Origin of the sequence: Aquimarina sp. TRL1 (genome assembly GCF_013365535.1) — a bacterium.
Taxonomy (GTDB): domain Bacteria; phylum Bacteroidota; class Bacteroidia; order Flavobacteriales; family Flavobacteriaceae; genus Aquimarina; species Aquimarina hainanensis.
In genome coordinates this window covers 2,193,888-2,209,984 of record NZ_CP053590.1, presented here as the reverse complement: position 1 = coordinate 2,209,984, position 16,097 = coordinate 2,193,888, and the positions used below count along the sequence as shown (strand labels likewise).

General features: G+C 36.2%; 12 protein-coding genes. 7 read left to right on the top strand and 5 right to left on the bottom strand.

Features of this window, described 5'->3' with window-relative positions; genetic code table 11:
• The first annotated feature begins 1 nt into the window (after position 1).
• Positions 2-925, top strand: coding sequence for a GYDIA family GHMP kinase (locus HN014_RS09040; RefSeq protein ID WP_176028558.1), 924 nt, complete (start codon positions 2-4; stop codon positions 923-925).
• 71 nt (positions 926-996) lie between these two features.
• On the opposite strand, the gene odhB is transcribed toward HN014_RS09040, so the two are convergent.
• Both odhB and HN014_RS09030 read right to left on the bottom strand, forming a co-directional pair.
• Positions 997-2,208: a 2-oxoglutarate dehydrogenase complex dihydrolipoyllysine-residue succinyltransferase gene (gene odhB / locus HN014_RS09035; RefSeq protein WP_176028557.1), complete on the bottom strand. Its 1,212-nt coding sequence runs from the start codon at positions 2,206-2,208 to the stop codon at positions 997-999.
• An 81-nt stretch (positions 2,209-2,289) separates the two neighbouring features.
• The gene (locus HN014_RS09030; protein WP_176028556.1) at positions 2,290-5,073 is read right to left on the bottom strand and encodes a 2-oxoglutarate dehydrogenase E1 component; all 2,784 of its coding nucleotides are present in this window, start codon (positions 5,071-5,073) and stop codon (positions 2,290-2,292) included.
• Between the two features lie 114 nt (positions 5,074-5,187).
• Here HN014_RS09030 and HN014_RS09025 point away from each other — a divergent pair, with 114 nt between their 5' ends.
• Positions 5,188-5,709, top strand: coding sequence for a hypothetical protein (locus tag HN014_RS09025; protein WP_254884120.1), 522 nt, complete (start codon positions 5,188-5,190; stop codon positions 5,707-5,709).
• A gap of 136 nt (positions 5,710-5,845) precedes the next feature.
• Positions 5,846-6,175, top strand: a complete 330-nt coding sequence (locus HN014_RS09020; RefSeq protein WP_176028555.1) for a hypothetical protein — start codon at positions 5,846-5,848, stop codon at positions 6,173-6,175.
• A 2-nt stretch (positions 6,176-6,177) separates the two neighbouring features.
• Here the strand turns inward: HN014_RS09020 and HN014_RS09015 are convergent, their stop codons facing one another.
• The gene (locus HN014_RS09015; protein ID WP_176028554.1) at positions 6,178-6,540 is read right to left on the bottom strand and encodes a hypothetical protein; all 363 of its coding nucleotides are present in this window, start codon (positions 6,538-6,540) and stop codon (positions 6,178-6,180) included.
• A complete protein-coding gene (locus tag HN014_RS09010; protein ID WP_176028553.1) occupies positions 6,533-7,507 on the bottom strand; it encodes a polyprenyl synthetase family protein in 975 nt (324 codons plus the stop codon). The genes HN014_RS09015 and HN014_RS09010 overlap by 8 nt, the downstream gene beginning before the upstream one ends.
• Positions 7,508-7,831: 324 nt before the next feature.
• Here HN014_RS09010 and HN014_RS09005 point away from each other — a divergent pair, with 324 nt between their 5' ends.
• Genes HN014_RS09005 through HN014_RS08990 form a run of 4 tightly spaced genes read left to right on the top strand, consistent with a single transcriptional unit; the run spans position 7,832 to position 14,467 of the window.
• Complete coding sequence (locus HN014_RS09005) at positions 7,832-8,437, top strand: TetR/AcrR family transcriptional regulator (RefSeq protein WP_176028552.1); 606 nt, start codon at positions 7,832-7,834, stop codon at positions 8,435-8,437.
• A gap of 44 nt (positions 8,438-8,481) precedes the next feature.
• On the top strand, positions 8,482-9,792 hold the full coding sequence (locus HN014_RS09000) for a TolC family protein (protein ID WP_254884138.1): 1,311 nt from the start codon (positions 8,482-8,484) through the stop codon (positions 9,790-9,792).
• Between the two features lie 10 nt (positions 9,793-9,802).
• Positions 9,803-10,969: an efflux RND transporter periplasmic adaptor subunit gene (locus HN014_RS08995; protein ID WP_176028550.1), complete on the top strand. Its 1,167-nt coding sequence runs from the start codon at positions 9,803-9,805 to the stop codon at positions 10,967-10,969.
• 6 nt (positions 10,970-10,975) lie between these two features.
• Positions 10,976-14,467, top strand: coding sequence for an efflux RND transporter permease subunit (locus tag HN014_RS08990; RefSeq protein WP_176028549.1), 3,492 nt, complete (start codon positions 10,976-10,978; stop codon positions 14,465-14,467).
• Between the two features lie 77 nt (positions 14,468-14,544).
• Here the strand turns inward: HN014_RS08990 and HN014_RS08985 are convergent, their stop codons facing one another.
• Positions 14,545-15,939, bottom strand: coding sequence for a S41 family peptidase (locus tag HN014_RS08985; protein WP_176028548.1), 1,395 nt, complete (start codon positions 15,937-15,939; stop codon positions 14,545-14,547).
• Between the last annotated feature and the right edge of the window lie 158 nt (positions 15,940-16,097).

Below are 16,097 nucleotides of genomic sequence, written 5' to 3'. Positions count from 1 at the left end.
ATTGACACAGTCATTTTACAGTCACGGAAAACTTTTACTCACTGGAGAATACCTGGTATTAGATAATGCAACCGCACTAGCTATCCCCACCAAAAAAGGACAATCAATGACTGTAATCAATACAGAGAACAGCTTTATTAACTGGAAAAGCTTTGATTCTTCAGACAATATATGGTTTGAAACGGTTTTTGAACTTACAGAAACGGGCATTGCTTCTATCGATAAAGAAAAAATCAGCTCTAACGAACAAAAAACGTTACTTAGCATTTTACAAACTGCCAATCAATTAAACCCTCTATTTTTATCGACTGCACAAGGATATACAGTAACAACACATCTGGAGTTCGAAAGAAACTGGGGACTTGGTTCCTCCTCCACATTAATTAACAACATTGCCCAATGGGCAGGAATTAATGCTTTTGATTTATTGTATCAGAGTTTTGGAGGTAGCGGGTATGATATTGCCTGTGCACAACATGATATTCCTATTTTCTTTAACAGAAACAATAACAAACCTGTTATAACAAGTGCTGTTTTTAACCCTGAATTCCAAGAATCTTTATTTTTTGTTCACCTAAATCAAAAACAAAACAGCAAAGATTCTATAAAACATTATCGTTCTTTATCAATTACAGAAATCACTAAGTTTAAAGAAAAAATAAATACAATTACAGCTAATTTTGAAACCTGTAATACTCTTCCGCATTTTCAGGAGTTAATCGACTCTCATGAACAGACAATCTCCAGTTTAATCAAAACTCCTACCGTAAAAGAACAGCTATTTCACGATTACAAAGGCAGTATTAAAAGCCTCGGAGGTTGGGGTGGAGATTTTATCTTAGTGACAGGAACATCTGATGATATGAATTATTTTAAAGAAAAAGGCTACCAAACCATTCTTCCATATCGCGAAATGGTTCTTTAAGTTTTTAGACAAAAAAAAACCTTGATCTGCTAGATCAAGGTTTTTTTTAATTGTATATATCTTCTCCCTAATTACAATTCCAATGCCTTGGTAACAGCATTGTCCATTAATAATTCTACCGGGTTTTCCAACGCTTCTTTTACAGCGACCAAGAATCCAACAGATTCTTTTCCGTCAATGATTCTATGATCATACGACAGTGCCACATACATAATAGGTGCTACAACAATCTGACCATCACGAACGATAGGTCTTTCTACAATATTGTGCATTCCCAAAATAGCACTTTGAGGAGGGTTAATAATAGGAGTAGAAAGCATACTTCCAAAAACTCCTCCATTGGTAATAGTAAATGTTCCTCCTGTCATCTCATCAACTGTAATCTGTCCATCTCTAGCTCTCAAAGCCAGTCTTTTCACCTCAGATTCTACTCCTCTAAAACTAAGATTTTCTGCATTTCTAATTACAGGAACCATCAGTCCTTTTGGTCCAGATACAGCGATACTGATATCCTGAAAATCATATGACACCATATAATCTCCATCGATCATTGCATTTACAGCAGGATACATTTTAAGCGCTCTTACACATGCCAGAGTAAAGAAAGACATAAATCCTAAACTCACTCCATGCTTTGCTTTAAAAGCCTCTTTATATTCTTTTCTCAGATCAAAAATAGGCTGCATATCCACTTCATTAAATGTAGTCAACATAGCCGTTTCATTCTTTACAGAAACCAAACGTTGTGCTACTTTACGACGAAGCATTGATAGCTTTTTACGTTCTTCTCCACGAGCTCCGGTTCCAGGAGTCCCCATAGAAGGTTTTGCATTTACTGCATCTGCTTTGGTCACTCTACCATCTCTACCGGTACCTGCTACCTGAGAGGCATCAATTCCTTTTTCTGCCAACACTTTCTTTGCTGCAGGAGAAGCAGTTCCTGTAGCGTATGTAGCAGCTGGTTTAGCAGGGGCTTCCTGCTTTTTCTCTTCCTTTTTAGGGGTTTCTTCTTGTACGGCAGCGGTTGTCGTCCCTTCAGGTTTTGCTGCATCCGTATCGATCAGACATACTACCTGACCAACTGCAACAGCGTCACCCTCTTCTGCTTTCAAAGTAATAATTCCACTTGCTTCTGCTGGCAATTCCAATGTTGCCTTGTCACTATCAACCTCAGCAATTGCCTGGTCTTTTTCAACATAATCACCGTCTTCTACAAGCCATTGAGCGATTTCAACCTCTGTAATGGACTCTCCCGGTGAAGGGACTTTCATTTCTAAAGCCATAATTCTGAATTTATCCTTTAAAGTATTCCTGCAAATATGTTTCCTTATTTTATTTTACAGAAATGTGTTTGTTTTTATTAACTATTTCTTTTTTCGCTTCTGATTATCTTTCGTTTTATCAAAAACAAAATCAATAACTTCCCCATGTCTCCTTTTAGATCGGGTAGCACTTCCTGCTGCTGGAGCTCCATATGGACGTCGACTTGCAAATCTAAAACTTTTTGCTTTATCGTAATCCAGTAAAATATGACCTAATGCACCCATATTTCTAGGTTCTTCCTGAGCCCAAACAACATCTTCTGCCTGATACTTATCTAATACAGCATCCATTTCCTGTGTTGGAAGGGGGAATAATTGTTCTATTCTAACCAGCGCAACATCTTCTCTACCCTGTTCTTCTTTTCTTTCTAACAGGTCATAATAAAACTTACCTGTACAGAAGACTAATGTAGTTACTTTATCTGCTTTTGCATCTGCATCATCAATCAATGGCTGAAAAGCTCCATTAGCAAATTCATCTACAGATGATACTACCTTAGGATGTCTCAATAAACTTTTAGGAGTAAAAACCACCAATGGCTTACGATATCCAGCTTTCATTTGCCTACGTAATAAATGGAACATATTTGCAGGAGTGGTTACATCTGCCACAAACATATTATCCTTGGCACATAGTTGCAGGTAGCGTTCCATACGTGCTGATGAATGCTCTGCTCCTTGCCCTTCGTATCCATGAGGCAATAACATGACCAGTCCATTCTGCATCTTCCATTTATCTTCTGCAGAAGAGATATATTGATCAATCATGATTTGCGCTCCATTACTAAAGTCTCCAAATTGCGCTTCCCAGATCGCTAGTGTCTTAGGACTTGCCATTGCATATCCATAGTCAAATCCCAACACTCCATACTCTGATAATAATGAATTATAAATATAGAAATCTCCCTGATCCCCTTTGAGGTGATTTAACAACAACACCTCTTCTTCACTATCTTCCACTTTTACAACAGCGTGCCTATGAGAGAACGTTCCTCTTTCCACATCTTGCCCTGACATACGAACATCATATCCTTCTTTCAATAAAGACCCATAAGCTAACAGTTCTCCCATTGCCCAATCTAATTGATCTTTTTCAAAGAACATATCATGTCGCTGCTTAATCAAACGCTCTATCTTTCTCAAGAACTTTTTATCCTCTGGTAATCTAGTTATAACTTCTGCAATTTCGGTAAGACCTTCTTTTGAAAAAGAAGTATCTACTACTTCCATCATTCTATCTTCCTGAACTCTATCAAAACCAGCCCATTCATCTTGCATAAATGGAGTAATAATCGTTTTCTCCTGCTTTCTAGAATCTTCTAATTCTTCTTCCAGAGAAGCTTTATATTCTTTTTCCAGTTGTTTCACGTGATCTCCCTCAATCACTCCCTCTTTGATTAGCTTTTCTGCATAAATATCTCTAGGGTTTTTATGCTTTGCAATGGCTTTATACAGTTTGGGTTGTGTAAAACGAGGTTCATCTCCTTCATTATGTCCATATTTTCGATACCCCAGAAGATCGATAAAGACGTCTCTTCCAAAAGTCATCCTAAAATCTAACGCAAAATTCATCGCATGTACTACTGCTTCTGCATCATCTGCATTAACATGCATTACCGGAGACAATGTTATTTTGGCTACATCTGTACAATAGGTAGACGATCTTGCATCCAAGTAGTTTGTCGTAAATCCTATTTGATTATTAACCACCACATGAATGGTTCCTCCAGTTTTATATCCATCTAATTGCGCCATCTGCACAATCTCATAAACCAGTCCCTGCCCTGCAATAGCAGCATCTCCATGTACTACAATAGGGAGCACCTGTGAGATATTATCACTATAATGTTTATCTTGTTTTGCTCTTGTTATCCCCTCTACTACTGCACCAACTGTCTCTAAGTGAGAAGGATTCGGAGCAATATTCATATTAATTGCTTTTCCGGAGGTACTTTTTCGCTTTACTGTCCATCCCAAATGGTACTTTACATCCCCATCAAAGATATCTTCCTCATAATCTTTTCCATCAAACTCACTAAAGATATCTTTAGCACGTTTTCCGAAAATATTAGTCAATGTATTCAGGCGACCTCTGTGCGCCATTCCCATCACAAATTCTTTGACACCGTAATCGGCAGCTTTTTCTACCAAGGCATCCAGTGCCGGGATCAAAGATTCTCCTCCTTCTAATGAAAATCGCTTTTGTCCTACGTATTTCGTATGTAAAAATGTTTCAAAAGAAACAGCTTCATTCAATTTCTTAAGGATTCTTTTTTTCTGATCTACAGAAAACTTTGTCCTGTTGGTATTAAAGTTCACCCGATCCTGAATCCATTCTCTTTCTTTAGGATTACGAATATACATGTACTCTATTCCTACAGAGTCACAATATATATTCTCTAAATGAACAATAATGTTGCTTAAGGTATTGGGACCGATCCCGATGATCTCTCCTGCATTAAATACAGTATTAAGATCGCTATGGCTGAGTCCAAAATTCTCTAGCGATAAAGTAGGTGTATACTTTCTCCTGTCTCTTACGGGGTTTGTTTTGGTAAATAAATGCCCTCTCGTTCTATAGCCATCTATTAATCGTACTACCTGAAATTCTTTTTGTACACTTTCGGGAACGGCAACGGTCTCACCCGAATCCTTTTCTACGAAAATGGTTTCTCCTGAGCCATTAGCACTTTCTAGCCCAAAATCGAATCCCTGAAAAAAACTACGCCAACTTGGCTCTACGCTATCGGGGCTTTGTATATACTGATCATACAAATCTGCAAAAAATGCGGTATGAGCCGCATTTAAAAATGAATATTTATCCATATGTAACTATTCAACTCTTCTTTTTTATAGAAAACATGACAAAAGTACAACAATTACACTATATTGAGTATTGAATTATTTATATTTATCTAGTAATTTTTTAGAAATTTAACAATGAATATGATTACTCTCAAAAAAATCTCAATCCTAACGCTGATTTTAACAATAACACTGTCTTTTCATAAAAATTACGCTCAAGAAAAATCTTTTTGGTCCAAAGTACGCTTCGGAGGGCAAATTGGAATTGATTTTCCGAATGATTCGTTTAGTGCTATCATAGCTCCCTCTGCCGTATATGATGTAAATCCGTATGTTAGTCTGGGAACCGGAATTAATTTTGGTTATACAAATGCACGAAATTTTAAAGCAACTAATTATGGTATTAGCCTGATTTCGCTTTTTTACCCTTTAAAAGAACTTCAGATTTCTTCAGAATTTGAATATACCGGAGTAAGTAAAGAATTGGAACTGGACGGAGGAAATATAAAAGAAGACTATTGGTATCCTGCTTTATTCTTAGGTGCCGGATATCGAATAAATGGACTTAGTATCGGCATGCGATATGATGTATTATACAATGAAGATAAAAGTATCTACAGCACCGCCTTTATTCCTTTTGTCAATGTCTATTTTTAACCTCTACACATCTTTAATTGACCATTTATCGGGGAAAAGATTATTTTGTCGGTAATTTCATATTGAATTTACAACAAAACCCTATAAACAAAACTGTTAAACCGTAATTTGTATAAAAATAAATTCGGCAATAAAGATGAAACGATTATTTCTTATTCCATGTATATGTACAACATTATTAATTTCGTGTACAAGTAAAAAAACTGCAACTACTACAGCTGCAACAACAGAAAATACCACCCAGGCTCCAGACACAGAAGAAAACCCTCTCAAAAAGTTTGATCAAAAAGTAAATCAAATAACAGAGCAATACTCGGGAAGTCCGATGAATTCAATCGCCAGATCAGAAATAAAAGAAACACCTTCTGGATATGAATGGAAAGTAATGAATGTAAAATCTGGAAAAAAATACATTATAACTACGGATAAAGATTTTGGATCTGTAGCTATCAAACAAAATAGATAAATTTACTTATTCAGGTAATACATTCCTCGTATTTTTTGCCACTCTCTTTCTATTAATAAAAAGGAAGCATACACTGCTATATCATCTACTACAATCGAGGAAAAGGCTTTAATCTTTTTCTCGGATACATCTACTGCGTATAATAAGTTCAAGAAGGAAGAAAAATCATAATTCATTAAATCCCGCAACAATTCCTTAATCACCCCAAAGAATTGTTCTGGATTCAGCTGTTCAGGAATCTCATAGTCAATTCCTGCTCTAAAAATATCTTTTTGACATTGCGTAACTAATTTTGCAAATAACTGTAGCTTTTCTGCTTCGGAAAAGACATCAGTAATTGCAATTAAGTGAGCGTTTTCAGACATTTCTATTCATTAAATTTTCTCCAAAAGCTCGTAACATAACCTTTCCTTCTTCTGACAGATCCAACTCATCAAGTACGCAAAAAGCCTTCTCTGTATACTTCTTTATTTCTTCTCTTGTCCTTTCTTTTGCTCCTGTACTTTCGAAAAGGTTTTTTACCATTGCCACCTTTTCTGTTGCGTCTTGTGGATGTAACGAGAACAATCCTTCCAATTGTTTCTTCTCATCAGCGGTAGCATGCTCTATTGCCTTGAGATACAAAAAGGTTTTTTTATTCTCTATAATATCCCCACCCAGCTGTTTTCCAAATGTCTTCGGATCTCCAAAGGCATCCAAAAAGTCATCCTGCAACTGAAAAGCCAACCCTAACAATCTTCCAAAATCATAGACAGCATATTGCTGCTCTGAAGAAGCTCCCACTACTACAGCCCCCATTTGCATCGCAGCTCCAACCAACACCGCTGTTTTATATTCTATCATTTTGATATATTCCGGAATCGTTACATCATCTCTTGTCTCAAAATCTACATCGTACTGTTGCCCTTCACATACTTCGATAGCTGTCTTAGTAAATAACTTCGCCAATGCCTTAAAGGTCTCTCCTTCATAGTTTTCAAATAACTGATATGCATTGATCAACATAGCATCTCCTGATAGAATCCCTGTATTCACATCCCATTTTTCATGTACAGTTTCTTTTCCTCTTCTCAGCGGAGCATCATCCATAATGTCATCATGCACTAATGAAAAATTATGAAATACTTCTATAGCCAGGGCTGCGTCTAATGCTTCTTTGTAAGATCCTCCAAACATTTCTGCCGTCATCAATACTAATACAGGTCGTAATCGCTTCCCTCCAAGATTCAGAATATAAGATATTGGTTCATAAAGACTTTTAGGCTCTTTGTTTATTTGATTCTTTGTTAAATAGGCTAGAAAATATTCTTGATATTCAGAAATAGTATGCACTGTCTATAATTTTTGCGCTAAAGTAAATTAAACTTTTCAAAAAAACACAGCTTCTTTCTTTTTGTAATTTTCAAGACTCCTATCCGATATCAAAATTAGCTGATGTTAAAAAAATGTAAAACTTAGGAAACTTTTTATGTTTTTAAAGTTTCCTCACCTACATTTGCAACTGTATTGAATTACTCAAAAGAGAGCGTAAACTTCCATGCAGCATTACGATACTTATTACTGAGTGAATACACATAAAAAATATCAACCACTAAAAAACAATGAAAATCTTTAACTAATACTCCTGCTACCCCCCTTATAACATTAACAATACGGATGAAAGAAAAAATTATAGAAGTAGCAAAAGAATTGTTTCTGAATTTTGGTTTTAAAAGTGTTACCATGGATGATCTGGCATCAGAAATGGGAATTTCTAAAAAAACCATTTACGCCCATTTTCCCAACAAAACAAAATTAGTAGAAGCTACCACTAGCTATATTTTTGATCAGATTTGCGCTGGTATAGACTCGATTATAGAAGAAAATCACGAACCGATTGAAGAGTTATATCATATCAAAAGTTTTATCATGCAACATCTAAAAAATGAAAAGACCTCCCCACAATATCAATTACAGAAATATTACCCTAAACTATATACGCAATTAAAATCAAAACAATTCGATGTCACAAAGGATTGTGTAGCTGAGAATATTACAAGAGGGATAGAAAAAGGGGTATACAGAAGTAATATCGACCCTGAAATAATATCCAGGCTATACTTCACTTGTGTTATTGGAATTAAGGATCAGCATATGTTTCCTACGGAAATATTTAGCATTCCTGAATTAATGGAAAATTATTTGGAATACCACATCAGAGGGATCGCCTCTAAAAAAGGATTAGAAATATTAAACAATCTCATAAAAGATCAACAAAAATGAAAAACACTCTATGGTTATTAGGTTTCGGTTGGTTATTTACACTGATGCTATCAGCACAGCCATCAACCACCGGATCTTCATACTCTTTTACCTTGGATGAAGCTATAGAATATGCTTTGGAAAACAACTATCAGTCTATCAATGCCAGAAGAGAGGTTGCGAAAGCGATAAAAAAGAAATGGGAAACAACGGCAACCGGTCTGCCACAGATCAATGCAAATGTAGATTATCAAAATCGGTTAAAACAACCCGTAAGCTTACTACCCGGGGAAGTAGTAGGTGGGGAACCCGGAACCTTTGTTCCTGTAGTATTTGGTACAGAACAACAATTAGGATTAACAGCCACCTTATCTCAATTAATCTTTGATGGTTCATATCTAGTAGGTCTTCAGGCTGCTAAAACATTTCTAAATTACACGCACAATCTGGAAGAAAAAGCAAAACTAGAAATCAGAAAAGGAGTTATAAATGCGTATGGCAGTGTTTTATTAGCTAACGAAAGTGTGTTAATACTAAAAAACAATAAAGAAGCGCTTGAAAAAAACCTTCATGAGACCTTGAAAATTTTTGAAAACGGTCTGGCAGAAGAAGAAGATGTTGAGCAATTACAAATTACCTTGGCTCAGATCACAAATCAGTTAAGTAATGCAGATCGTCTGGCTAAAATCGCTTTGGAAATGCTCAATTTATCTCTGGGAATAGATATCAATTCTAATGTTACGCTAACTGACGATTTAGAAAGTCTAGTAATGCAGAATATCGATATCAATTTCACAAAACAGGCATTCAACATAGAAAACAATATAGATTATAAAATCGCTTATACATTTACGGAGCAAAGACACCTGGAGCTAAAGTTAGAAAAGAGTAGAGCCTTACCTTCTATTAATGCTTTTGTTAACTACGGGACCATTGCCTACGATAATGAATTTGTATTTTTTGACAGTGATACCAGGTGGTTTCAGTCCTCCATTCTGGGAGTAGGAATTAACATTCCTATTTTTAGTTCATTAGGAAGAAGTGCTAAGACCCAGCAGGCGCGAATTGCTCTAGATCAAGCCAACACAGAGTTTCTCGAAACTCAGCAAAAAATTAACCTGGAACTCAACCGGGCAAAAAGTGATTATCAATTTGCTATCGAAAATTACGAAACATCAAAAAAGAACCTAACTCTGGCAGAAAGGATCGAAAAGAAAAATCAAATTAAATATTCTGAAGGACTGGCAACCAGCTTTGAATTCAGGCAAGCACAATTGCAGCTATACTCTTCCCAGCAAGAAGTACTACAAGCCATGTTAGATATTATTAATAAAAGAGCTGCATTAGAAATCATATTAAACATCCCTAACCAATAACATACAACACATGAAAAAGATATTAACATTATCAACTGTATTCTTACTGATTCTTTCTTGTGGACAAAAAGGAAATAAATCAATTGATTCCGTCATAGAAGGAGGTAATCTCGATGCTATCCGAGAGAAGAGAAAAGAAATTACCGCTGAGCAATTAGCAATCAATGAAAAATTAAAAAAACTAGATGAGGCAATTTCCAAACTAGATACCTCTAAAAAAGTACCATTGGTTACCACTATAACTGCAAAAGACACTTTGTTTAATCATTACCTGGAGTTACAAGGTCATGTAGAAACCAAGCAAAACATTGTACTGTATCCCGAAACTTCTGGTACATTGACACGTATTTATGTTAAAGAAGGACAATGGGTAAGCAAAGGTCAGGTACTGGCCAGAATTGATGACGGAGGGTTAGGACAGCAATTAGCCCAAGCAGAAGTGCAATCGCAATTAGCAAAAACTACCTATGATCGTCAAAAAAGATTATGGGATCAGAAAATTGGTTCGGAAATACAGTATCTGCAAGCCAAAGCTACTTATGAATCACAACAAAATGCTGTAAATCAAATCAAGAGAATGTTAGCCAAAACTACGATTAATGCGCCTTTTTCTGGGATTGTAGACGATGTGATTACAGAACAGGGAAGTGTTGCCGTTCCTGGACAAACTGCTGTACTACGTATTGTAAATCTAAAAAACATGTATATCGAAACAGAAGTACCTGAGTCTCATATCACCAATATCACCAAGGGAAAAGATGTACAGGTATACTTCCCGGTAACCGGACAGACAATCAATACTAAGATACGACAAGTAGGAAACTATATTAACCCGAGTAACAGATCCTTCTCGATAGAAGTAGAAGTACCTAATAAAGATGGATTAATCAAACCAAACCTTACTGCCAAAGTAAAAATTAATGATTATACGAATCCGAAAGCAATCCTAATTCCGCAAAGCATTATTTCGGAAAATGCAGATGGAGATCAGTACACCTATGTTACCTCTGAAAAAAATGCAGAGAACATTGCCATTGCTCAAAAGGTAATCATTAAAACAGGAAAAACAGAAGGAGATTACATCGAAATCCTTGAAGGAATCACTGCTGGAAATTCTATTATAAAGGAAGGAGCCAGAAGTGTTAAGAACGGTCAGGAAGTAAAAATAATAAACTAAGGCCCTATGCAAAACAATCAAAAAAAAGTAGATAAAGAATTTGGGTTATCGTCCTGGGCAATAGACAATAAAACAACCATCTATGTGATGATGGGAATTTTTCTTGTCCTGGGGCTTTCAGCCTACTTCGGGATGCCCAGAGAAAACTTTCCCGAAATTAATGAGACCAAAATATATATCAGTGTTCCTTATCCGGGAAACACCTCTGAAGATATAGAACGATTAATTGTCGACCCGCTGGAAGACAAACTAAAAAACGTAAGTAATGTCGTAGAGATTTTATCTACCTCTCAGGAAGACTATGCGATCATTACTGTAGAATTTGACGAAGATATTAGCGTTCCTGAGGCCAAGCAAAAGGTAAAAGACGAAGTAGATTCGGAAAAAGCCAATGAAGATTGGCCTACTTTTAACGGAGCTAAAGTAGAACCAAATGTCTTCGATCTCAGTATATCTGAGGAAACCCCTATAATGAACATAAATATTACGGGAGATTACCCGGTAGAAAAACTCAAAGAATATGCTGAATATTTAGAGGATGAAATTGAAGATCTCCCGGAAATTAAAAAAGTTGACATTAGAGGTGCACAGGAAAAAGAAGTAGAAGTCGCCGTTGACATCTACAAAATGATGGCTGCGCAAGTAAGTTTTGATGATGTTATCAATACGATCAGAAATGGTAACCTAACCATGTCGGCAGGAAATATGATCAGCAGTGGTCAACGTAGAACCATCCGAATTTTAGGAGAAATTGTCAATCCGGATGATCTGGATAACTTCGTAGTGAAGTCCAATAATGGTGCGGTATACCTACGGGACATTGCTCAGGTATCTTTTAAGGAAGAAGAAAAGACTACCTATGCCAGAGAATTCGGAGAAAGCGTAGTAATGCTTGATGTCAAAAAACGTTCTGGAAAAAACATGGTAGAAGCTGTGGAAAAAATCACCAAAAGACTAAGCACCGCTAAAGAAGATGTTTTTCCTAACGATCTGAATATCACAGTAGCCAATGATCAATCTGCCAAAACAATTAATCAGGTAAACGATTTGGTAAACAATATCATATTCGGAATCATTCTGGTCGTTGGAGTATTAATGTTTTTCTTAGGATTTAGAAATGCACTCTTTGTAGGGTTTGCTATCCCAATGTCTATGTTTATGTCCTTTATGATTTTATCAGCCTTAGGATACACAATGAACACTATGATTCTCTTTGCACTTATTATGGGACTGGGAATGCTGGTAGACAACGGTATCGTAGTAGTAGAAAATGTATATCGCCTAATGGAAGAAGAAGGGATGTCCAGAATTGAAGCTGCTAAAAAAGGAATTGGAGAGATTGCTTTTCCAATTATTATTTCTACCGCAACTACTGTTGCTGCTTTTGTTCCTCTGGGAATGTGGCCTGGTGTAATGGGACAATTTATGATCTATTTTCCTATTACCCTCTCCGTAGTATTAGGCTCTTCATTATTTGTTGCAATCTTTATCAACTCTATGCTGGTATCACAGTTTATGGAAATTGGAGAAAAAGTACTTTCCACGAAACAACTTATTCGATTAAGTATCATTCTTGTTGGAACAGGAACTCTTATCCTCTTCATAGGAGGAGATGTTCGCGCTCTGGGTACCTTAATGATATTTACTGCCATTATGTTTTGGGTATATAAGTATTTCCTTAAAAAAATGGCCAATGTTTTCCAACGAAAAACACTGGTTTGGGTCGAAAACCTCTACCAACGTTTTCTTACATTCGCCTTAAAAGGGTGGAGAGCGTATGCTTTTGTCGTCGGTACATTTGCACTTCTATTTATTGTATTTGCCATGTTTGGTGCATCCATTGGTAGCCAACGAACAAAAGTTGAATTTTTCCCGGATAACAAACCGAATCAAATCATGGTATATATCGAATATCCGCAAGGAACCGATATCGAAAAAACAAACCGAATCACCAAAGAAATTGAACAACGGGTATATGCTGTTCTTAACAACAAAGAATACATAGAAGGAGCTGATTATAATTTCCTGGTGGAATCTGCTGTATCTCAGGTAGGAGAAGGGGCCGGTAATCCACAAACAGACGGAGGAAGTAATGCCGAAATGCCTCATAAAGGTAAGATTACTGCTACCATGAGAGAGTACAAGTATAGAAATGGGAAAGATTCGGAAGCGCTTCGTCAAAAAGTACAAGATGCCTTAAAAGGAATATATCCGGGAGTCGCTATCTCTGTAGAAAAAGATCCAGTAGGTCCTCCTGTTGGATATCCGATCAATATAGAGATCGAAGGACCTGACTATAATGAATTAGTTAACGTCGCAGAAGAAATGCGTAACTTCATCAATACTAAAAATATCCCTGGAATTGAAGAATTAAAGATCGATGTAAACAAAGGAAAGCCGGCAATGCAGGTAGTGGTTAATCGTGAAAAAGCCGGAGAATTACAAGTTGCAGCCGGACAAGTAGGAAATCAGTTAAGACGCTCTATCTTTGGAGAAAAAGCAGGAGTATATAAAAAAGACGGAGAAGACTACGATATCTACGTTCGTTTTAATAAAGAGAATAGATATAACACTAGTGCTCTGTTTAATCAATCAGTTACTTTTAGAGATCCAAATTCGGGAAGAATTATAGAAGTGCCGGTTTCTGCGGTAGCCTCTCAGCGCAATACCTCTTCTTTTAGTGCGATCAAACACAAAGATGCGAAACGAGTAGTAACCGTATATTCCGGACTACAACCCGGATATACAGATGCAGGAGCTATTGTTTCTCAAATTCAGAATGAAATGGCGAATTTCACGACGCTTCCTAAAGGAGTGAAAATCGACTACACCGGTCAAATTGAAGAACAGAACAAACAAATGTCTTTCCTGATGGGAGCCTTTTTTGCAGGATTAGGATTGATTATGCTTTTATTAGTATTCCAGTTTAGTTCTATTTCCAAGCCTACTATTATTATGATTGCGATTTTCCTTAGTTTTATTGGAGTATTCGGAGGAATTCTAATTACCGGAGCCTCTTTTGTTATTATGATGACCATGATGGGAATCATATCACTGGCAGGAATTGTAGTTAATAATGGAGTTGTATTGCTTGATTATACCCAATTACTGATCGATCGTAAAAAAGTGGAGCTCAACCTCAAAGAAGACGAAGTACTTCCTAATGAAGAAGTATTGAAACTTATTGTCAAAGGAGGAAAAGCTCGTCTACGTCCTGTATTACTTACAGCAATTACTACCGTATTAGGTCTAATCCCTCTGGCAATTGGATTTAACATCGATTTCTTCTCCTTGTTTAATGAATTTAATCCTAAGATATACTTAGGAGGAGACAATGTTATTTTCTGGGGACCTCTGGCATGGGCCGTAATCTATGGATTAATTATTGCCACTTTCTTAACACTGATTATTGTTCCTTCATTATTCTTTATTGTCAATCGTATCAAAGTACGATTTGGTAAAAAGAAAGTAGCGGCAGTTCCCGCTGTAACTTCATAAAAGAAGGAGCTTATTCATATACAAAACCTCCTGCTAAAAATTTAGCAGGAGGTTTTTTATCTAATATCGGAAATCCTCTAGTTTTTTAACAATGAGATTGCTCGTTCTATCGCACTATCTTTTTCATTAGTGAAATCATCGTTCGAGAATAATGGAACTCTATTCTCCTCATCTGGACCAACACCAATTGCTTCATAAACCTTTCCATTAGCATCACTATACACTTCGTTAGATAATGCTACTGAGGCTCCATTTGGTAACCTGTGGACTAAAATGTCTGAAAAAACTCCATTTGTATTATCACCAACTAAGGTTACATAGGGTAAATCTTTCATACAAAGTGTAAAAACCTCTGCTGCACTGGCTGTCAAAGGACTTGTTAATAACACTATATCCTCCGTAAACTGAAAATCACCTTTGGGTGCCATCGATACTGATGCACTTTTTGTAAAACTGTCTCCTAATTTTGCTTTTTTAGAAAATGCCAGTCGTTCATGATCTAAAAATCGAGAAGCTATATTCACAGAAGCCATATCATATCCTCCCCCATTAAAACGAACATCAATTATTAATTTTGAAACAGCTGCATCTTTAAGGTCACTCATCATTTTGTTTAATACTGAATTCAACACATCCATTTCACTTTTTGCGTCAGTGCTATATCCTTCCATCCCCAAAATATTAATATATGCAATATCATTACCAATCATCCCCCATACTATCTTTCCTTTTTCATCAGTTTTAAGCTCATTATTTAAGTACTTTGTAGCTATAGTTTGTAATTTCTGATTATAAAGTGCGTTATAAACTTCTTCGGATTGAATAATTAAATCTCCACTTAAACTGGAGTTTAATCTAGAAATCAAATCAGGAGAGCCTGCATTAATATCAATATTATTAGCTTCATCATCAATCCCTACATGTCCATCTTTTAATAGAAAAACTAATTCTTCTAGAATATTATAAAAATTCTCTGAGGTCACTTGTTCTCTTAGGTTCTTGTATTGCGACCAGTTCACATTTCTTGTTTCAAAAAAAGCATAATAGTCATTAAAAATAGTCCAAAAATGATCAAAATTAATCTTTGGATCTTTGGTATTAGCAAGCTGATCAGGGAGGCAAAATTCATTTTGAGTTGACAACCTCTTAAACTCAATATCAGATGCACTAAGTGCTGCAACTCCTATCAATTTGTCTGGACTAGCTAAATTTAGTGGTATCCCCCAAGATTCTTCTGGCACAAAATTCTTTTCTATAACTGTACATCCAATAGAGTTTATACCATATAACACTTTTGTTGTGTCCGTAATCTTTATGACATATCCTTTATCTTCGGCTAACCAAAAGCCATTTATAGTTTTTTCTGGTTCAGGCTGAGGTCGATCATCATCAGATTGACAAGCTGTAAACAAAATCGCTGATACGATTAAAAAACATCTTTTTAAATTTTTAATCCTATGACGTGTATTCATATTAATCTACGTTTTTAAAAGTTACATTTCATTGACAAATAAAAAACTTATCGGTTGCATGAAAAACGATCGAAGCGAGGTCCTCGAAAACATCAAATTACAAATAGACCGATATGTAATTAGTTATAGCCAAAACTAGGTAGGACTTATAAAACCGA

Coding starts and splice junctions, on each gene's coding strand:
- HN014_RS08985 (WP_176028548.1), bottom strand. CDS start 15,939: ATGAATACACGTCATAGGATTAAAAATTTAAAAAGATGTTTTTTAATC.
- HN014_RS08990 (WP_176028549.1), top strand. CDS start 10,976: ATGCAAAACAATCAAAAAAAAGTAGATAAAGAATTTGGGTTATCGTCC.
- odhB (WP_176028557.1), bottom strand. CDS start 2,208: ATGGCTTTAGAAATGAAAGTCCCTTCACCGGGAGAGTCCATTACAGAG.
- HN014_RS09015 (WP_176028554.1), bottom strand. CDS start 6,540: ATGTCTGAAAACGCTCACTTAATTGCAATTACTGATGTCTTTTCCGAA.
- HN014_RS09020 (WP_176028555.1), top strand. CDS start 5,846: ATGAAACGATTATTTCTTATTCCATGTATATGTACAACATTATTAATT.
- HN014_RS09030 (WP_176028556.1), bottom strand. CDS start 5,073: ATGGATAAATATTCATTTTTAAATGCGGCTCATACCGCATTTTTTGCA.
- HN014_RS09025 (WP_254884120.1), top strand. CDS start 5,188: ATGAATATGATTACTCTCAAAAAAATCTCAATCCTAACGCTGATTTTA.
- HN014_RS08995 (WP_176028550.1), top strand. CDS start 9,803: ATGAAAAAGATATTAACATTATCAACTGTATTCTTACTGATTCTTTCT.
- HN014_RS09000 (WP_254884138.1), top strand. CDS start 8,482: ATGCTATCAGCACAGCCATCAACCACCGGATCTTCATACTCTTTTACC.
- HN014_RS09005 (WP_176028552.1), top strand. CDS start 7,832: ATGAAAGAAAAAATTATAGAAGTAGCAAAAGAATTGTTTCTGAATTTT.